This window comes from Streptococcus sp. KHUD_011 (genome assembly GCF_046352925.1).
Classification (GTDB): Bacteria; Bacillota; Bacilli; order Lactobacillales; family Streptococcaceae; genus Streptococcus.
The window spans coordinates 1,241,244-1,259,656 of sequence record NZ_CP157578.1 but is presented as its reverse complement, the minus strand read 5'-3'; the positions used below and the strand labels follow the sequence as shown (position 1 = coordinate 1,259,656).

The following is an 18,413-nucleotide window of genomic DNA, read 5'->3' as shown; positions in this document are numbered from 1 at the left end:
TCTCATGATAAAAATCTTATTAGTTGAGGATGACCTAGGCCTGTCAAATTCAGTATTTGACTTTTTAGACGATTTTGCGGATGTCATGCAGGTTTTTGATGGAGAAGAAGGTCTCTACGAAGCTGAGAGTGGCGTCTATGACTTGATTTTGCTCGATTTGATGTTGCCAGAAAAAAATGGTTTCCAAGTCTTGAAAGAATTGCGTGAAAAAGGAATTACGACCCCGGTTCTGATCATGACTGCCAAGGAAAGTTTGGATGACAAGGGACATGGATTTGAACTAGGAGCGGATGATTATCTGACCAAACCTTTCTACCTAGAAGAACTCAAAATGCGGATTCAGGCCCTTCTCAAACGTTCAGGTAAGTTTAATGAGAACACCTTAACTTATGGAAATATTGTGGTTAATCTGTCTACAAATACCGTTAAAGTCGAAGATACTCCTGTCGAATTGCTGGGGAAAGAATTGGATTTACTAGTTTATTTCCTTCAAAATCAAAATGTTATTTTGCCGAAGACTCAGATTTTTGATCGTTTATGGGGATTTGATAGTGATACAACGATTTCGGTTGTTGAAGTCTATGTTTCAAAAGTCCGTAAGAAATTAAAAGGAACCACTTTTGCAGAGAATTTGCAAACCTTGCGCAGTGTTGGGTATATTTTAAAAGATGTTCAGTAAACTAAAAAAAACATGGTATGCGGATGACTTTAGTTACTTTATCCGCAACTTTGGTGTCTTTACCCTGATTTTCTCTACCATGACCTTGATTATTTTGCAGGTCATGCACTCGAGCCTTTATACTTCGGTGGATGATACACTCCATGGCTTGAGTAACAATCCTCAGGCAGTTATTCAGCTTGCGGTAAATAGGGCAACAGAAGAGATTAAAGATTTAGAGAATGCCGCTACAGATGCTAGCAAGACGGAGATAAAACCCAATGTTAGTTCAAATACAGAGGTCATTCTCTTTGATAAGAATTTTACCCAACTCCTTTCTGGAAACCGATTTTTGGGCTTGGATAAGATTAAGTTAGAGAAAAAAGAACTAGGCCATATCTATCAGATTCAGGTTTTTAATAGCTATGGACAGGAAGAAATCTATCGCATGATCTTGATGGAAACGAATATTAGTTCGGTTTCAACCAATATCAAGTATGCGGCTGTCTTGATTAATACCAGTCAGTTGGAGCAGGCCAGTCAAAAGCATGAGCAATTGATTGTGATTGTGATGGCAAGTTTCTGGATTTTGTCTTTACTTGCCAGTCTCTATCTAGCTAGGGTCAGTGTTAGGCCCCTGCTTGAGAGCATGCAGAAACAACAGTCCTTTGTGGAAAATGCTAGTCATGAGTTACGAACTCCACTTGCTGTTTTACAAAATCGTTTAGAGACCCTTTTCCGTAAGCCAGAAGCTACCATTATGGATGTGAGTGAAAGCATTGCATCGAGTTTGGAAGAGGTTCGAAATATGCGGTTTTTGACGACAAACTTGCTGAACTTAGCTCGTAGAGATGATGGTATTAAGCCGGAATTTGCTGAAGTTCCTACTAGCTTTTTTAACACGACTTTCACAAACTATGAGATGATTGCTTCTGAAAATGACCGTGTCTTCCGTTTTGAAAATCGCATCCATCGAACGATTGTCACAGATCAGCTTCTCTTGAAACAATTGATGACCATCCTATTTGATAATGCTATCAAATACACTGAGGAGGATGGTGAAATTGATTTTATGATTTCAGCGACTGATCGTAATCTTTATTTGCTAGTTTCCGATAATGGAGTCGGTATCTCAGCAGAAGATAAGAAGAAAATTTTTGATCGTTTTTATCGAGTGGATAAGGCTAGAACCCGTCAAAAAGGTGGTTTTGGTTTAGGATTATCCCTAGCCAAGCAAATTGTAGATGCCCTAAAAGGAACCATTACTGTTAAAGATAATAAACCAAAGGGAACAATTTTTGAAGTGAAGATTGCCATCCACACACCATCTAAAAAGAAAAAATAAAAATATCGCTCCGGATGGGGCGATATTTTGGATTTATCTTCTACGTTTTCGTTTGATAATAGACCGTTGAATTTTTAAAACAAGTAAGCTGGATCCGATTGCTGCGGCAAATGCAAGAGCAGTTGATAATTTTAATGCTAAAAATATAAAACTAAAGATAGCAATACAGATACAAAAAACAGCGATATTAACAAAAAATAGGATTTCCTTGAGATTGGCATCAGATTGCGCTTCAGGTGTATAATCTTGATATCGAGGAACCTGTTGGCTTAATTCTTCTTGATAGTCTACCTCATAGGACTGTAATTTTCTTACGGGCATTATTCTCTCCTTAACAGTACATACCTATTTTATCATTTTTTCAGCAGAGAATTATTACAGAAAGGTTACAATAAGAATAAAGTCCCTTTTCATTTTTAAAGAATGGCTGATTTTCCAGAAATGTGGTATAATTTTTCTTATGGAAAAGATTATCATTACAGCAACTGCTGAAAGTATTGAACAAGTTAAACAACTGCTCGAAGCTGGCGTAGACCGTATCTATGTCGGTGAGAAAGATTTTGGCCTTCGTCTGCCGACAACCTTTAGTCATGACCAATTGCGTGAAATTGCTAAGCTGGTTCATGATGATGGTAAAGAATTGATCGTTGCGGTTAACGCCCTCATGCACCAAGATATGATGGATCGTATCAAGCCTTTCTTAGACTTTTTGGAAGAAATCAAGACAGACTACATTACGATTGGGGATGCAGGTGTCTTTTACGTAGTCAACCGCGATGGTTATTCCTTTAAGACCATCTACGATGCTTCAACCATGGTAACTAGCAGTCGCCAGATTAACTTCTGGGGACAAAAGGCTGGCGCATCTGAGGCTGTTTTGGCGCGTGAAATTCCATCTGCTGAACTCTTCAAAATGCCAGAGATTTTGGAAATTCCTGCTGAAGTTTTGGTTTACGGAGCTAGCGTTATTCACCATTCTAAGCGTCCTCTCTTGCAAAACTATTATAACTTTACACATATCGATGACGAAAAGACTCGCAAGCGTGACCTCTTCTTGGCTGAGCCAAGTGACCCAGAGAGCCACTATTCCATTTTTGAAGACAATCATGGTACCCATATCTTTGCCAATAACGACCTTGATTTGATGACAAAATTGACAGAATTGGTAGAGCATGGTTTCACTCACTGGAAACTAGAAGGGCTCTACACTCCTGGTCAGAACTTTGTTGAGATTGCAAAACTCTTTATTCAAGCGCGTAGCTTGATTCAAGAGGGTAACTTTAGCCATGACCAAGCCTTCTTGCTGGATGAAGAAGTGCGTAAACTTCACCCTAAAAACCGTTTCCTTGATACAGGATTTTATGACTACGATCCTGACATGGTTAAATAAAGTAAATGGATAGTTGAGAGAAGGAAGATGCAAACATTTCTTCTCTCAATTTTTCTTATTCTCCAATATTTTCAAAAAATAAGTAGGCTAGGATGCTCTGTTTACTGGGATTTTTTAGAAAAGTAACCCTCTTGAGTTTGAAAATTATCCTATGTTTGTAGGTGCTAAATGGCCCTTTTTTTGGTATAATTTTTTATAATGAAAACGATTGGTAATCGCTATGTTGTGGTGGATTTAGAGGCAACTAGCACAGGTAGTAAGGCTAAAATTATTCAAGTGGGAATTGTTGTGATTGAGGATGGAAAAATCGTCGATCACTATACGACGGATGTCAATCCACATGAACCCTTGGATGCTCATATAAAAGAACTGACAGGATTGACAGACCAACGTCTGGCGCAAGCACCTGATTTTTCGCAAGTTGCTAGAAAAATCTTTGACTTGGTGGAGGATGGGATTTTTGTAGCCCATAATGTTCAGTTTGATGCCAATCTCTTGGCGGAAAATTTATTTTTTGAAGGCTATGAACTAAGAAATCCTCGTGTTGACACGGTCGAATTGGCTCAGGTCTTTTTCCCAGAACTGGAAAAATATAGTTTGCCGATATTGTGTCGAGAATTAGGAATTCCTCTTAAGCACGCTCACACAGCCCTTTCAGATGCACACGCTACCGCGGAATTACTCTTATTTCTACGGAAAAAGATGGCCCAGCTTCCTAAAGGACTCTTGGAACGCTTGCTGGAAATGGATGACGCCCTCTTATATGAGTCCTACCTGGTTATTGAAGAAATTTATCGCGGCCAATCTATCCTTAGTTCTCCAGACTTGGTCGAAGTTCAAGGACTGTATTTCAAGAAAACTGGAGCTCCCCTGGAGCCACGAAAACTATCCCAAGATTTTTCTAAAAACATTTCTCTATTGAACCTTGAAGTGAGGGAGGAACAAGAAAGTTTTGCTAAAGAGGTTGGCTTGCTATTGAAAGATGAGCCTGTCTCTCTGATTCAAGCTCCGACAGGGATTGGTAAAACTTATGGATATCTCTTACCTGCTTTGTCCCAAGTGGAAAATCGTCAGATTGTCCTTAGCGTTCCGACAAAGATTCTTCAAAATCAAATCATGGAAGAAGAAGGTAAACGTCTCAAGGAAGTGTTCCATATAGATATTCATAGTTTAAAGGGACCACACAATTATCTGAAGTTGGATGCCTTTTATCGTTCCTTGCAGGAAAATGATGAAAATCGCTTATTTAGACGCTTTAAAATGCAACTCTTGATCTGGCTGACTGAGACAGAGACAGGAGATTTGGATGAAATTGGGCAACTCTACCGTTACCAACATTTTCTGACAGATCTTCGTCATGATGGGAATTTATCATCCAAGAGTTTATTTGTGACGGAAGATTTTTGGAAACGTAGTCAAGAAAGGGCACAAGCTTGCAAGCTCTTAGTGACCAATCATGCCTATCTTGTAACCAGACTTGAAGATAATCCTGAATTTGTCAGCGACCGTTTATTGATTATTGATGAAGTTCAAAAGATTTTGTTAGCTCTAGAAAATCTGCTTCAAGAGACCTACGATATCCAGTCTATTATCGATTTGCTTGATAAGGCTTTACTGGAGGAGCAAAATAAGGTCCAGCAACGAATACTAGAAAGTATTCGCTTTGAGTGCCTTTACTTGATTGAACAATTTCAGTCTGGAAAATCTAGGAAAAATATCTTAGATTCTCTTGCCAATCTCCACCAGTATTTTTCAGAATTAGAAGTAGAAGGCTTTGAGGAGCTGGTTCGCTATTTTACAGCTGACAGAGATTACTGGCTTGAAGCAATTGAAACGAGTCAAAAGAAAATTCAAATTTCTTCTACGAAATCAGGACGTATTCTCCTATCTTCTTTAGTACCTAATTCATGTCAAGTCTTGGGAGTGTCGGCTACTCTTGAGATTAGTCAGAGAGTTTCTTTGGCAGACCTTTTGGGTTATCCTGAAGCTAAATTTGTCAAGGTTGAAGCTCATAAAAAACAGGATCAAGAAGTGGTCTTGGTCAAAGATTTTCCCCTGGTAACAGAAACATCCTTAGAAGTTTATGCTCAAGAGGTAGCTGATCTGCTGATGGATGTTCAAGATTTCCAGCAACCGATTTTAGTTCTCTTTACTGCTAAAGACATGCTTCTAGCAGTATCGGATTTACTTCCAGTTAGCCACTTGGCCCAGTATAAAAATGGGGATGTTCATCAGCTTAAGAAACGCTTTGAAAAAGGTGAACAACAAATCCTGCTAGGTGCAGCAAGTTTCTGGGAGGGAGTTGATTTTTCAAGTCATCCTTTTGTGATTCAAGTTGTACCAAGACTACCTTTCCAAAATCCTCAAGAACCCTTGACGAGAAAGATCAATCAGGAACTGAATCAGGAAGGGAAAAATGCCTTTTATGATTATCAATTGCCAATGGCCATTATTCGTTTAAAACAGGCTTTAGGAAGAAGTATGAGACGCGAACACCAACGTTCCTTAACTCTTATTTTGGATAGGAGAATTGTCGGAAAGCGATATGGCAAACAAATTGTGACTTCTCTAGCAAAAGAAGCGACCGTTAAAACCGTCTCTCGATCCGAAGTTGATGAGGCTGTTGATAAATTTTTAAATGAACTTTGATAAATAGTATTGTATGAAAGTATAAGGTTAGTGTATATGAAACGTTCTCTCGACTCTAGAGTCGATTATAGTTTGCTATTGCCAGTGTTTTTTCTACTGGTTATTGGCGTGGTGGCTATCTATATAGCTGTTAGTCATGATTATCCCAACAATATTTTGCCCATTTTAGGGCAGCAGGTCGCCTGGATTGCCTTGGGGCTTGTGATTGGTTTTATCGTCATGCTCTTTAATACAGAATTTCTTTGGAAAGTGACCCCCTTTCTGTATATTTTAGGCTTGGGACTTATGGTCTTACCTATCGTCTTTTATAATCCAAGCTTAGTTGCATCAACGGGTGCCAAAAACTGGGTATCGGTAAATGGTGTTACCTTGTTCCAGCCGTCAGAATTTATGAAGATATCCTATATCCTCATGTTGGCTCGTGTGATTGTCCAGTTTACCAAAAAACATAAGGAATGGAGACGCACAGTTCCGCTGGACTTCTTGTTGATTTTCTGGATGATTCTCTTTACTATTCCAGTCCTAGTTCTTTTGGCACTTCAAAGTGACTTAGGGACAGCTTTGGTTTTTGTAGCCATTTTCTCAGGAATCGTCTTGCTATCAGGAGTTTCTTGGAAAATTATTATCCCAGTATTTGTGACTGCTGTAACAGGAATTGCTGGTTTCTTAGCTATTTTTATCAGCAAGGACGGTCGGGCTTTTCTCCATCAACTGGGAATGCCGACCTACCAAATTAACCGTATTTTGGCTTGGCTCAATCCATTTGACTTTGCCCAAACAACCACTTACCAACAGGCTCAAGGACAGATTGCCATTGGAAGCGGTGGCTTATTTGGACAAGGGTTTAATGCTTCTAATCTGCTTATTCCAGTTCGAGAGTCGGATATGATTTTCACGGTTATCGCAGAAGATTTTGGCTTTATTGGCTCTGTTTTTGTTATCGCCCTTTATCTCATGCTGATTTACCGTATGTTGAAGATTACTCTTAGATCAAATAACCAGTTCTATACCTATATTTCCACAGGTTTGATTATGATGTTACTCTTCCATATCTTTGAGAATATCGGTGCCGTGACAGGTTTGCTTCCTTTGACTGGGATTCCTTTACCTTTTATTTCGCAGGGAGGATCGGCTATTATCAGTAACTTGATTGGTGTTGGCTTGCTTTTATCGATGAGTTACCAGACAAACCTAGCTGAAGAAAAGAGTGGAAAAGTCCGATTCAAGCGGAAAAAGGTTGTATTAAAACAAATCAAATAAGGAGAAAATAATGGTTAAAGTAGCAGTTATGTTGGCTCAGGGCTTTGAAGAAATTGAAGCTTTGACAGTTGTGGATGTTTTGCGTCGGGCAAATATTACTTGTGATATGGTTGGTTTTGAAGAGCAAGTGACAGGTTCGCATGCAATCCAAGTAAGAGCAGATCGTGTTTTTGATGGTGATTTATCAGACTATGATATGGTTGTTCTTCCTGGCGGCATGCCTGGTTCTGCACATTTGCGCGATAATCAGGCCTTGATTCAAGAGTTGCAAAGCTTCGAGCAAGAAGGGAAGAAACTGGCAGCCATTTGTGCGGCGCCAATTGCCCTCAATCAAGCAGGGCTATTGAAAAACAAGCAGTACACTTGCTATGATGGCGTTCAAGAGCAAATCTTTGATGGTCAATATGTAAAGGAAACAGTAGTGGTAGATGGTCATTTGATAACCAGTCGAGGCCCCTCAACAGCCCTTGCCTTTGCCTACGAGTTGGTGGAGCAATTAGGAGGAGACGCAGAGACTTTACGAACAGGAATGCTCTATCGAGATGTCTTTGGTAAAAATCAGTAAAACGGGAGTCAAACTCTCGTTTTTTATGTGGAAAACTCAGGGAAATCATCGCTTTTTTCATAAAAAAATGCTATAATGAAGGGTATGAAATATCACGATTATATCTGGGATTTAGGTGGAACTTTACTGGATAATTACGAAACTTCAACAGCTGCATTTGTTGAAACATTGGCATTGTATGGCATCACACAAGACCATGACAGTGTCTATCAGGCTTTAAAGGTTTCTACTGATTTTGCGATTGAGACATTCGCTCCCAACTTAGAGAATTTTTTAGAAAAGTACAAGGAAAATGAAGCCAGAGAGCTTGAACACCCGATTTTGTTTGATGGAGTTTCTGATTTATTGAAAGATATCTCAAATCAAGGTGGCCGTCATTTTTTGGTCTCTCACCGAAATGATCAAGTCTTGGAAATTTTAGAAAAAACCTCTATAGCAGCTTATTTTACAGAAGTGGTGACTTCTAACTCAGGCTTTAAGAGAAAACCAGATCCTGAGTCCATGATTTATTTAAGAGAAAAGTATCAGATTACCTCTGGTCTTGTAATTGGTGATCGACCGATTGATATCGAAGCCGGGCAAGCTGCAGGACTAGCTACCCACTTGTTTACTAGTATCGTGAATTTAAGACAAGTATTAGACATGTAAGAAAAAGGAAAAAGATGACAGAAGAAATCAAAAATCTGCAGGCACAAGATTATGATGCCAGTCAAATTCAAGTTTTAGAGGGCTTAGAGGCTGTTCGTATGCGTCCAGGGATGTATATCGGATCGACCTCAAAAGAAGGTCTTCACCATCTAGTCTGGGAAATTGTTGATAACTCAATTGATGAGGCCTTGGCAGGATTTGCTAGCCATATTCAAGTCTTTATTGAGCCAGATGATTCGATTACAGTTGTTGATGATGGACGTGGTATTCCAGTCGATATTCAGGAAAAAACAGGTCGACCTGCCGTTGAGACTGTCTTTACTGTTCTTCACGCTGGAGGAAAGTTTGGCGGTGGCGGATATAAGGTCTCAGGTGGTCTTCACGGAGTAGGGTCCTCAGTAGTTAATGCCCTTTCCACTCAATTAGACGTTCATGTCCACAAAAACGGTAAAATTCATTACCAAGAATACCGTCGTGGTCATGTTGTCGCAGATCTTGAGGTGGTTGGAGATACGGATAAGACTGGAACAACAGTTCACTTCACACCGGACCCAGAAATCTTTACTGAAACAACAACCTTTGATTTCGATAAATTAAATAAACGGATTCAAGAGTTGGCCTTTCTAAATCGTGGTCTTCAAATCTCCATCACAGATAAGCGTGAGGGGTTAGAACAAACTAAGCATTACCACTATGAAGGTGGGATTGCTAGCTACGTTGAATATATCAATGAGAACAAGGATGTAATCTTTGATACACCAATTTACACAGATGGTGAAATGGATGATATCACAGTCGAAGTAGCCATGCAGTACACAACGGGTTACCATGAAAATGTCATGAGTTTCGCAAACAATATTCATACTCATGAAGGTGGAACGCATGAACAAGGTTTCCGTACGGCCTTGACACGTGTTATCAACGATTATGCTCGTAAGAATAAACTGCTTAAAGACAATGAAGACAACTTGACAGGGGAAGATGTCCGTGAAGGATTGACTGCAGTTATCTCAGTTAAACACCCAAATCCACAGTTTGAAGGGCAAACCAAGACCAAACTGGGAAATAGCGAAGTGGTCAAGATTACTAATCGTCTCTTCAGCGATGCCTTCTCTGATTTTCTCATGGAGAATCCACAGATTGCTAAGCGAATCGTGGAAAAAGGGATTTTAGCTGCTAAGGCTCGAGTCGCTGCCAAGCGTGCGCGTGAAGTCACTCGTAAAAAATCTGGTTTGGAAATTTCCAACCTTCCAGGGAAACTAGCAGACTGTTCTTCTAACAATCCTGCTGAAACAGAACTCTTCATCGTCGAAGGAGACTCAGCTGGTGGATCAGCCAAATCTGGTCGTAACCGTGAATTCCAGGCTATCCTTCCAATTCGCGGTAAGATTTTGAACGTTGAAAAGGCAAGTATGGATAAGATTCTTGCTAATGAAGAAATTCGTAGTCTTTTCACCGCGATGGGAACAGGATTTGGAGCAGAATTTGATGTTTCGAAAGCCCGTTACCAAAAACTTGTTTTGATGACCGATGCCGATGTCGATGGAGCCCACATTCGTACCCTTCTTTTAACCTTGATTTATCGTTATATGAAACCAATTTTAGAAGCTGGTTATGTTTATATCGCCCAACCTCCAATCTATGGTGTCAAGGTTGGAAGCGAGATTAAAGAATATATCCAGCCAGGAGCAGACCAAGAAATTAAACTCCAAGAAGCATTAGCCCGCCACAGTGAAGGTCGTGCCAAACCAACTATTCAGAGATATAAAGGTCTGGGTGAAATGGATGATCATCAGTTATGGGAAACAACCATGGATCCCGAACATCGCTTGATGGCCAGAGTTTCTGTGGATGATGCAGCTGAGGCAGATAAAATCTTTGATATGTTGATGGGGGATCGAGTAGAGCCTCGTCGTGAATTTATCGAAGAAAATGCCGTCTATAGTACACTTGATGTCTAAAAAATCGGGAGAAGTAGTTCCCTTGGTCTAAAAAATATGATATAATCATTACGATTGTTTCAAGTAAAAAAGGAGTTTAATATGTCTGGTACACTAGTAATTTATCTTGCAATTGCAGTTGCAGTTTTCTTAGTGATTGCCTATGCTATCGCAATCTACGTACGAAAACGCAATGAAAGTAAATTAGCAATTTTAGAAGAGAAAAAAGAAGAGCTGTACAATCTTCCAGTAAACGATGAAGTTGAAGCTGTAAAAAATATGCACTTGATTGGACAAAGTCAAGTGACTTTCCGTGAGTGGAACCAAAAATGGGTTGACCTATCTCTTAACTCTTTTGCTGATATCGAAAATAATCTTTTTGAGGCAGAAGGCTATAACAACTCATTCCGTTTTTTCAAGGCCAGTCATCAAATTGACCAAATCGAGAGTCAAATTACCTTGATCGAAGAAGATATTGCGGCAATTCGCAATGCTTTGGCAGATTTGGAGAAACAAGAGTCTAAAAATAGTGGACGTGTTCTTCATACCTTGGACTTGTTTGAAGAGTTGCAACACCGAGTGGCTGATCATTCTGAAGAATATGGCCAAGGTTTATCTGAAATTGAGAAACAATTGGAAAATATCCAATCAGAGTTTTCTCAGTTTGTTACTTTGAATACTTCAGGTGACCCAGTAGAAGCTGCTGTGATTTTAGACAATGCTGAAAATCATATCTTGGCTTTGAGTCACATTGTTGACCGCCTGCCAGCAATTGTAAAAACATTATCTAAAGAGTTACCTGATCAATTGGAAGATTTGGAAGACGGTTACCGTAAGCTTTTAGATGCTAACTATCATTTTGCTGAAACGGATATTGAATCTCGCTTCCAATTGCTTTATGAAGATTTGAAGAAAAACCACGAAAATATTGCACAATTAGAGTTGGATAATGCTGAGTATGAAAATACTCAAGTTCAAGAAGAAATCAATGCACTCTATGATATCTTTACACGAGAAATCGCTACTCAAAAAGTAGTAGAAGGCTTAGTTGCAACACTTCCTACATATTTGAAACACATGAAAGATAGTAATGCTGTTTTAGTGGAAGATATTCAACGATTGAGTAACAATTACCTATTATCTGAAACGGATGTTAGTCATGTTCACAGATTACAAGCTGAGTTAGAATCTTTGGAAGAATCAGTATTGGAATTAACTTCTGAACAAGAGGAACATTCTGAGCCTTATTCATTGCTTGAAGAACGTTTAGAAAACTTACAAGCGACTTTGAAAGAAATTGAAGATGAACAAGTTGCAGTTAGTCAACGTCTTGCTCAGATTGAAAAAGATGATATCAATGCTCGCCAAAAGGCAAATGTTTATGTTAATCGTCTTCACACAATTAAGAGATATATGGAAAAACGCAATCTTCCAGGTATTCCTCAGAGTTTCTTACAGTTGTTCTTCACAGCAAGTAATCATACAGAGGAGTTGATGGCTGAACTTGAAGAAGCTCGGGTTAATATCGAAGCTGTGAACCGGATGCTTGAAATTACGACAAATGATATGGAAGAACTTGAAGAAGAAACCTATAATATTGTTCAATATGCAACGCTGACAGAACAATTACTACAGTATTCAAACCGTTATCGCTCATTTGATGAACGAATTCAAGAAGCCTTTAATGAATCATTAGAAATTTTTGAAAAAGAATTTGATTACCATGCTTCATTTGATAAGATTTCGCAAGCTTTGGAAGTTGCAGAACCTGGTGTAACCAACCGTTTTGTCACTTCATACGAAAAGACACGTGAGACTATTCGCTTCTAATATAATAAAAAAGATTTGGTTCTGCTTCTCACAGAACCAAATCTTTTTTATTTATTCATTGTTTTTAAAAAAGCCCAGTTACCAATTGATCTTAATCCGTATTTTAAATCCATAAATTCTAGTAGAATATAATCGTTTTTTTCGTAGAATGAGGCATTTCTAGCTGTATTAGTTATGAGACCCAAGTGCTTACAGCCTTTTGATTTAACATAGGGTTCAATCCCTTGTGTCAGAAAAGTACTGCCTATTCCCTGCCCCTTTCTTGCTGTATTAACAGCTAAAGCCATCAAATACCAATCAAACTCTCCTGATTGTTCTAAATGCTTTTTGGAACGTTTTACAAAGTCAAAGTATTTAAGGAGATTTTGAGGCCGAATGTAGCGAAAAATTTTTGAACCGCCATTTCGTAGATAGGATAGTATACAAAAATCCTTTTGTTGCAAGAGGGCGACTGCTAGTAATTTTCCATCTTGTTCCGCAATTAAACAGTTTCCCTTTTTAATATAGAGTCTAGTGAGTAACATTTGCAATGTTTCTACAAAAGCAGGATAGTAATCAGGTTTCTTTAAATCATCCCTTATAATCGTTAAGAAGGGATAGTCAAGAAAGGAATTGGCTAATAGTTTTCCAATTTTTTCGTATTCCTCAATTCGTGCCTCTCTATATATGATGTCTCCCATGCTTGTCTCCTTTATTACCTATAAAACCGTGTTTGATAGGATTTCAAGAAAAAAATTGGAGACGATTTAAAAAGCTAAATAAACCTAAATTTGTTCTATAAGGTTCAAAGCACTTTCTAATCTCTCCAAGATTTTATTTGGTTGGAATCGAAATTCCAATTAATTTTTCTGAATATAGGGTTTTGATATTGGCCTCATCAATAGAGTCCTTATCAATTTTACGTTTCAAGAAAAATTCTTGAATAGCTTCGATTTCAGGTTCGCGAATAGCGCGGTGTTTGTTTGAGATGAGGATTTCATAGTGAAGCGGAGCTTGGGTAAAAATAACATCTGTATTCCCTGCAGAATAAACCTCAACAAGGGTTGCATCTGTACTTTCTAGCTGGCTTTTAACAAGTTGCGAGTGTGAGTTTGTCGTATTGATTAGCTTCATAACATTTCCTCCGATTTTCTAATTCTATTATAGCACTTTTTGAATAAAGTAGCTTGATTTAGCCAATCTTATGCTGTTTTTTCCAAGATTCGATGGCCCATTTATGGCTACCACGTTTGAGGTTTTCAATAGCCTCGTCAATAGGGAACCAGGCAATATGATTAAAGTCCTCTAGTGGTTTTTGCACTTCTTTGAAAGAAATCGCTTCATAGAGGTAGGCAGGATTGTAGTAGTAGGTGTCACGATGACGAGAGTAGAAATATTCGTCAGCTTGTCCGTAATAGGTACCAATTTCAGCTGTGAAGCCAAGCTCTTCAATCAATTCACGTTTTAGGGCTTCCTGATGGTTCTCACCAGATTCAATTTCACCACCTGGTAGGAACCAAGCGCCATTGGGTGCTTGAACAAGAACAATTTGTTTTTGTTCAGAATCAGGAATAACTGCATATACGCCATAGCGTGAAACATAGTCTGTATTTGCTTTCTTTTCTCCGAAAGTTGGGTTTGCCATTGCATTTTCCTCATTATCTATTATCTTTATTATTATCTTAATGGACAAAGGCCAAGCTGTCAAGAATTTATAGTGACTTTTGTAAAAAGGAGCAGAAAATTTTCATTTTCTACTCCTTTTCTATAGGATTTATACTTCTTTTTCAGAAGTTTTTACTTTAGCTTTTTTGGCAGATTTGATTTGAATGTTGCCCTTGCTGGTCATAACTGCCTTGAGGTCTTTTTCGCTTGGATTTTCAAGGTAGAAGTCAGTGATTGCGTCCTCAATATAGTCTTGAATAGTACGACGAAGTGGGCGTGCTCCCATTTTTGGATCATAGCCGAGGTCAACCAATTTTTCCTTGACCTTGTCAGTTACATCCAAATGAATGTTGTTGCTAGAAAGACGTTTGTTAACATCTGCTAGCATAAGCTCGACAATCTGAAGGAGATTGTCCTTGCTGAGAGCCTTAAATTCGATAATACCATCAAAACGGTTCATAAACTCTGGGCTAAAGAAGTTACCGAGTTCACCGAGAACAGAGTTGGTACGTCCTTCTCTAGCAGCACCAAATCCAACGCTGGCTTCGGCTTTACCAGTACCTGCATTTGAAGTCATGATGATGATGGCATCCTTGAAGCTAACGGTACGTCCTTGCCCGTCTGTCAAACGACCATCGTCCAAGACCTGGAGGAACATGTGCATAACATCTGGATGGGCTTTCTCTACTTCATCCAAGAGAATAAGAGAATATGGATTGCGGCGAACTTTTTCAGTTAATTGCCCAGACTCATCGTAGCCAACATAACCTGGAGGGGCACCAACTAATTTCGCCACGCTGTGTTTTTCCATGTATTCACTCATATCGAAGCGAATCATACTGTCAGCAGAACCAAATAGTTCGATGGCCAGTTGTTTGGAAAGTTCGGTCTTACCGACGCCAGTTGGCCCAACGAAGAGGAAGCTTCCAATCGGACGGTTAGGGGTACCGAGACCGACACGATTACGGCGAATAGCCTTGGCAATCTTATCGACTGCATCATCTTGGCCAATAACATGAGACTTGAGATCTTCGGCTAGATGGATGAGTTGAGATTGTTCTTTCTCTTTTAAATCACCAACAGGGATATTGGTTTTCTGCTCGATAATATGCTCAATGGTTTTTTCACTGATGATAGGAGTATCTTGGTCTGTGACCTTTTTCTTTTGCATTTCCTTATACTTGGCAATCTGGTCGCGGAAGTAGGCGGCCTTCTCAAAATCTTCCTCTCGTGTAGCTTGAGATTTAAGATTTTCAGCCTCAATCAAGCGCTGATCAATGACTTTAGGATCCACAAAGTTGAGGGTCAAATTCATCTTAGAACCAGCTTCATCTAGGAGGTCAATGGCCTTGTCAGGCAAGAAGCGGTCTTGGATGTAGCGATTGGAAAGAGTTGCAGCTGCTTCAATCGCAGCATCGGTATACTGAACGTGGTGGTAGTCTTCGTATTTCTTTTGAATTCCTTTGAGGATAGTGATTGTTTCTTCCACTGTTGGTTCATCGACCTTGACAGGCTGCATACGGCGCTCTAGCGCAGCATCCTTTTCAATAATACGGTATTCATTGAGGGTAGTAGCACCGACCAGTTGCAGTTCCCCACGGGCAAGAGCGGGCTTGAGGATATTTCCTGCATCCATATTGCCATCGCCCGCAGAACCAGCACCAACAATTTCATGGATTTCATCGATAAAGAGGATGATGTCCTCACGTTTGCGAATTTCTTCCATGAGTTTTTGCATGCGTTCTTCAAATTGTCCACGGATACCTGTTCCTTGAACTAGGCTAACCACATCCAGACGGATGACTTGTTTGCCTTGTAGTTTATGTGGAACGTCGCCATCAACGATTTTCTGAGCTAGACCTTCGACAACGGCCGTTTTTCCGACACCTGGTTCACCGATAAGAACAGGATTATTCTTGGTTCTACGATTGAGAATTTCGATGACACGGATAATTTCATCGTCGCGTCCAATAACAGGGTCAATATCTCCACGACGGGCAATTTCAGTTACGTTGATACCAAATTCTTCCAGCAGGCCTTTTTCTTGGCTAGGTGGCGGAGTTTGGGCAGGCCCACGATTTTGAGAACCATAACCGCCATTTCCACCGTAACCTCCACCTGATTGGGTTGGAGGAGTGGGAGGAGTGTTGTTAGAAGGTCTAAAATTGTTTAAATCATTGAAGAAATCGCCAAAAGGATCAAAGTCACGATTATTCAAATCTGTCATACCTTTAAAGAGGCTATTGTTAGGATCTGTTTTGATAATCTTATAGCAGTTTTGACAGAGGTCAATTTGTTTTTGTTTTCCATTGAGATTGGTATAAAGATGAATTGTTGAGTCGTTGATTTTACAGTTTTGACAAAGCATACATCTACCTCATTTCTTTCTTTAGCCTGACCTATTTAAAGGTCAAAAATAGTCAAATATCTATACTCTCATTATAACAGGATTGGGGCGTAAAGCAAGTAAAAAGATTGCAGCTTTGAGAAGTTGTTACAATGAAAATTTTTGAGATTTTAGGGAATAAAAAAATCCTATTTGTGAGACAAAAAGGATTTTGGTTAGACATGCAGGGTGTAATCCCAGCTTGTTTTATATTAGTAAAGGAGTTCGTAAATCTCCATTGCAATCAAGTCAATGCTGTCAAACGTATAAGTTTCGCGAGCTTCGACATCACGAAGGGTAAAGATTGATCCGTTTTCTTCGTCGTGGCTGTATGCAACTTCTGCAACAACAACTCCTTCGCGTTCAAAATTACGTTTTAAATTTCCGCCGTCTTTTGCCATTGCTTCAAGGCGGTTGATGATTCTAACCAAATGTGATTCCATTTTGATTCTCCTTCATTTCTTATCGTTACTATTTTACCATAAAGGAGGTCAACTTGCCTAGAAAAAACTAAGATTTCTCGCTAATATTCTAGCAGCTTAAAGATTTTTTGAATAAATTAGATAAAAGATTTGAATTTTAATTCAATACATGTTATAATCATACAGTATTCTATTTTAGAAAGCAGTGTGACTATGAATTTTTCTTTTTTACCTAAGTATTTACCTTATTTTAACTATGGGGCTATCGTGACGGTTCTCATTTCTATCTGTGTTGTCTTTTTGGGAACTATTTTGGGTGTTGTCTTGGCTTTTGGGCAACGTTCAAAGTTTAAACCGCTTGTTTGGCTCGCCAACTTGTACGTTTGGATTTTCCGCGGGACACCGATGATGGTTCAGATTATGATTGCCTTTGCCCTTATGCACATCAATGCTCCGACTATTCAGGTTGGAATTTTAGGTGTTGACCTTTCTCGTCTGATTCCAGGGATTTTGATTATCTCTATGAACAGTGGTGCTTATGTTTCTGAGACTGTTCGTGCTGGGATTAATGCGGTTCCAAAAGGTCAGCTAGAAGCGGCTTATTCGCTAGGGATTCGTCCTAAAAATGCGATGCGCTATGTAATTTTACCACAAGCAATCAAAAATATTTTGCCAGCATTGGGGAACGAATTTATCACCATTATCAAGGACAGCTCCCTCTTATCAGCTATCGGTGTTATGGAGTTGTGGAACGGGGCTACAACAGTTTCTACAACAACCTATCTACCTCTGACTCCACTTTTATTTGCAGCCTTTTATTACTTGATTATGACTTCTATTTTGACAGTAGCCTTGAAAGCTTTTGAAAAACGTATGGGACAAGGAGATAAGAAATAATGACAGAAACCTTGATAAAAATTGAAAATTTACATAAATCCTTTGGCAAGAATGAAGTATTGAAGGGCATCAACCTCGAGATTAAAAGAGGAGAAGTTGTCGTTATCATCGGTCCTTCGGGGAGCGGGAAATCTACCTTGCTTCGCTCTATGAATTTGTTGGAAGAAGCAACTAAAGGGAAGGTTATCTTTGAGGGAGTCGATATTACGGACAAGAAGAATGACCTCTTTGCCATGCGTGAGAAGATGGGCATGGTTTTCCAACAATTTAATCTCTTTCCTAATATGACTGTGATGGAAAATATCACCTTGTCTCCTATCAAGACCAAAGGTGAAAGTAAGGAAGTTGCAGAGAAGAGAGCTCAGGAACTTTTGGAAAAAGTTGGTTTACCAGATAAGGCAGACGCTTATCCACAGAGTTTGTCAGGTGGGCAACAACAGCGGATTGCCATTGCGCGTGGTTTGGCAATGGAACCAGATGTTTTGCTCTTTGACGAGCCGACTTCAGCCCTGGACCCTGAAATGGTAGGTGAGGTGCTGGCGGTTATGCAAGACCTAGCCAAGTCAGGAATGACCATGGTTATCGTAACTCATGAAATGGGATTTGCGCGTGAGGTTGCAGATCGTGTCATCTTTATGGCAGACGGTGTGGTTGTTGAAGATGGAACACCTGAACAGATTTTTGAACAAACCCAAGAACAACGGACTAAGGACTTCTTGAGTAAGGTTTTATAATCTATTTTAAAATTTCAAGACAAGATATTAATGAAAAGCTCGACC

General features: G+C 39.4%; 17 protein-coding genes. 11 read left to right on the top strand and 6 right to left on the bottom strand.

The window, feature by feature from the left end; translation table 11 throughout:
- Window positions 1–4: 4 nt before the first annotated feature.
- Both ciaR and ciaH read left to right on the top strand, forming a co-directional pair.
- Entirely contained in the window at window positions 5–679 is a 675-nt protein-coding gene (gene ciaR / locus ABKJ27_RS05820; RefSeq protein ID WP_023946427.1) for a two-component system response regulator CiaR, read from the top strand.
- The gene (ciaH, locus tag ABKJ27_RS05815; protein ID WP_078238304.1) at window positions 669–2,003 is read left to right on the top strand and encodes a two-component system sensor histidine kinase CiaH; all 1,335 of its coding nucleotides are present in this window, start codon (window positions 669–671) and stop codon (window positions 2,001–2,003) included. Before ciaR ends, ciaH begins: the two co-directional genes overlap by 11 nt.
- A 33-nt stretch (window positions 2,004–2,036) precedes the next feature.
- Here ciaH and ABKJ27_RS05810 read toward each other — a convergent pair whose 3' ends face one another.
- Window positions 2,037–2,324 carry a DUF3270 domain-containing protein gene (locus ABKJ27_RS05810; RefSeq protein ID WP_049515680.1) on the bottom strand — a complete coding sequence of 96 codons (288 nt, stop codon included), beginning with the start codon at window positions 2,322–2,324 and terminating at the stop codon, window positions 2,037–2,039.
- Between the two features lie 139 nt (window positions 2,325–2,463).
- On the opposite strand from ABKJ27_RS05810, the gene ABKJ27_RS05805 reads away from it, so the two are divergent.
- The 7 genes from ABKJ27_RS05805 to ezrA all read left to right on the top strand — a co-directional run bounded on the left by ABKJ27_RS05805 (window position 2,464) and on the right by ezrA (window position 12,285).
- A complete protein-coding gene (locus tag ABKJ27_RS05805) occupies window positions 2,464–3,393 on the top strand; it encodes a peptidase U32 family protein (protein ID WP_049550878.1) in 930 nt (309 codons plus the stop codon).
- 198 nt (window positions 3,394–3,591) lie between these two features.
- On the top strand, window positions 3,592–6,042 hold the full coding sequence (locus ABKJ27_RS05800; RefSeq protein ID WP_410011506.1) for a bifunctional DnaQ family exonuclease/ATP-dependent helicase: 2,451 nt from the start codon (window positions 3,592–3,594) through the stop codon (window positions 6,040–6,042).
- Between the two features lie 36 nt (window positions 6,043–6,078).
- Window positions 6,079–7,302, top strand: a complete 1,224-nt coding sequence (locus ABKJ27_RS05795) for an FtsW/RodA/SpoVE family cell cycle protein (protein WP_410011505.1) — start codon at window positions 6,079–6,081, stop codon at window positions 7,300–7,302.
- Between the two features lie 10 nt (window positions 7,303–7,312).
- Window positions 7,313–7,867 carry a DJ-1 family glyoxalase III gene (locus ABKJ27_RS05790; RefSeq protein WP_125442835.1) on the top strand — a complete coding sequence of 185 codons (555 nt, stop codon included), beginning with the start codon at window positions 7,313–7,315 and terminating at the stop codon, window positions 7,865–7,867.
- 84 nt (window positions 7,868–7,951) lie between these two features.
- Window positions 7,952–8,515 (top strand): HAD family hydrolase, encoded by a 564-nt coding sequence (locus ABKJ27_RS05785; RefSeq protein WP_070527877.1) that lies wholly within the window; start codon window positions 7,952–7,954, stop codon window positions 8,513–8,515.
- Window positions 8,516–8,529: 14 nt separating this feature from the next.
- Window positions 8,530–10,476: a DNA topoisomerase (ATP-hydrolyzing) subunit B gene (gyrB, locus tag ABKJ27_RS05780; protein WP_000134040.1), complete on the top strand. Its 1,947-nt coding sequence runs from the start codon at window positions 8,530–8,532 to the stop codon at window positions 10,474–10,476.
- A gap of 81 nt (window positions 10,477–10,557) precedes the next feature.
- Window positions 10,558–12,285, top strand: coding sequence for a septation ring formation regulator EzrA (ezrA, locus tag ABKJ27_RS05775; protein ID WP_410011504.1), 1,728 nt, complete (start codon window positions 10,558–10,560; stop codon window positions 12,283–12,285).
- Window positions 12,286–12,332: 47 nt separating this feature from the next.
- On the opposite strand, the gene ABKJ27_RS05770 is transcribed toward ezrA, so the two are convergent.
- The 5 genes from ABKJ27_RS05770 to ABKJ27_RS05750 all read right to left on the bottom strand — a co-directional run bounded on the left by ABKJ27_RS05770 (window position 12,333) and on the right by ABKJ27_RS05750 (window position 16,758).
- The gene (locus tag ABKJ27_RS05770) at window positions 12,333–12,965 is read right to left on the bottom strand and encodes a GNAT family N-acetyltransferase (RefSeq protein WP_410011503.1); all 633 of its coding nucleotides are present in this window, start codon (window positions 12,963–12,965) and stop codon (window positions 12,333–12,335) included.
- Window positions 12,966–13,098: 133 nt separating this feature from the next.
- Entirely contained in the window at window positions 13,099–13,398 is a 300-nt protein-coding gene (locus ABKJ27_RS05765) for a DUF1827 family protein (protein WP_000767189.1), read from the bottom strand.
- 58 nt (window positions 13,399–13,456) lie between these two features.
- Complete coding sequence (locus ABKJ27_RS05760) at window positions 13,457–13,909, bottom strand: NUDIX hydrolase (protein ID WP_410011502.1); 453 nt, start codon at window positions 13,907–13,909, stop codon at window positions 13,457–13,459.
- A gap of 129 nt (window positions 13,910–14,038) precedes the next feature.
- Window positions 14,039–16,297 (bottom strand): ATP-dependent Clp protease ATP-binding subunit, encoded by a 2,259-nt coding sequence (locus ABKJ27_RS05755; protein ID WP_410011501.1) that lies wholly within the window; start codon window positions 16,295–16,297, stop codon window positions 14,039–14,041.
- 230 nt (window positions 16,298–16,527) lie between these two features.
- Window positions 16,528–16,758 (bottom strand): DUF1797 family protein, encoded by a 231-nt coding sequence (locus tag ABKJ27_RS05750; RefSeq protein WP_000443570.1) that lies wholly within the window; start codon window positions 16,756–16,758, stop codon window positions 16,528–16,530.
- Window positions 16,759–16,950: 192 nt separating this feature from the next.
- On the opposite strand from ABKJ27_RS05750, the gene ABKJ27_RS05745 reads away from it, so the two are divergent.
- Both ABKJ27_RS05745 and ABKJ27_RS05740 read left to right on the top strand, forming a co-directional pair.
- Window positions 16,951–17,634 (top strand): amino acid ABC transporter permease, encoded by a 684-nt coding sequence (locus ABKJ27_RS05745; protein ID WP_033676806.1) that lies wholly within the window; start codon window positions 16,951–16,953, stop codon window positions 17,632–17,634.
- Complete coding sequence (locus ABKJ27_RS05740) at window positions 17,634–18,368, top strand: amino acid ABC transporter ATP-binding protein (RefSeq protein WP_101782174.1); 735 nt, start codon at window positions 17,634–17,636, stop codon at window positions 18,366–18,368. The genes ABKJ27_RS05745 and ABKJ27_RS05740 overlap by 1 nt, the downstream gene beginning before the upstream one ends.
- Window positions 18,369–18,413: the final 45 nt, after the last annotated feature.

Coding starts and splice junctions, on each gene's coding strand:
- ciaR (WP_023946427.1), top strand. CDS start 5: ATGATAAAAATCTTATTAGTTGAGGATGACCTAGGCCTGTCAAATTCA.
- ciaH (WP_078238304.1), top strand. CDS start 669: ATGTTCAGTAAACTAAAAAAAACATGGTATGCGGATGACTTTAGTTAC.
- ABKJ27_RS05810 (WP_049515680.1), bottom strand. CDS start 2,324: ATGCCCGTAAGAAAATTACAGTCCTATGAGGTAGACTATCAAGAAGAA.
- ABKJ27_RS05805 (WP_049550878.1), top strand. CDS start 2,464: ATGGAAAAGATTATCATTACAGCAACTGCTGAAAGTATTGAACAAGTT.
- ABKJ27_RS05800 (WP_410011506.1), top strand. CDS start 3,592: ATGAAAACGATTGGTAATCGCTATGTTGTGGTGGATTTAGAGGCAACT.
- ABKJ27_RS05795 (WP_410011505.1), top strand. CDS start 6,079: ATGAAACGTTCTCTCGACTCTAGAGTCGATTATAGTTTGCTATTGCCA.
- ABKJ27_RS05790 (WP_125442835.1), top strand. CDS start 7,313: ATGGTTAAAGTAGCAGTTATGTTGGCTCAGGGCTTTGAAGAAATTGAA.
- ABKJ27_RS05785 (WP_070527877.1), top strand. CDS start 7,952: ATGAAATATCACGATTATATCTGGGATTTAGGTGGAACTTTACTGGAT.
- gyrB (WP_000134040.1), top strand. CDS start 8,530: ATGACAGAAGAAATCAAAAATCTGCAGGCACAAGATTATGATGCCAGT.
- ezrA (WP_410011504.1), top strand. CDS start 10,558: ATGTCTGGTACACTAGTAATTTATCTTGCAATTGCAGTTGCAGTTTTC.
- ABKJ27_RS05770 (WP_410011503.1), bottom strand. CDS start 12,965: ATGGGAGACATCATATATAGAGAGGCACGAATTGAGGAATACGAAAAA.
- ABKJ27_RS05765 (WP_000767189.1), bottom strand. CDS start 13,398: ATGAAGCTAATCAATACGACAAACTCACACTCGCAACTTGTTAAAAGC.
- ABKJ27_RS05760 (WP_410011502.1), bottom strand. CDS start 13,909: ATGGCAAACCCAACTTTCGGAGAAAAGAAAGCAAATACAGACTATGTT.
- ABKJ27_RS05755 (WP_410011501.1), bottom strand. CDS start 16,297: ATGCTTTGTCAAAACTGTAAAATCAACGACTCAACAATTCATCTTTAT.
- ABKJ27_RS05750 (WP_000443570.1), bottom strand. CDS start 16,758: ATGGAATCACATTTGGTTAGAATCATCAACCGCCTTGAAGCAATGGCA.
- ABKJ27_RS05745 (WP_033676806.1), top strand. CDS start 16,951: ATGAATTTTTCTTTTTTACCTAAGTATTTACCTTATTTTAACTATGGG.
- ABKJ27_RS05740 (WP_101782174.1), top strand. CDS start 17,634: ATGACAGAAACCTTGATAAAAATTGAAAATTTACATAAATCCTTTGGC.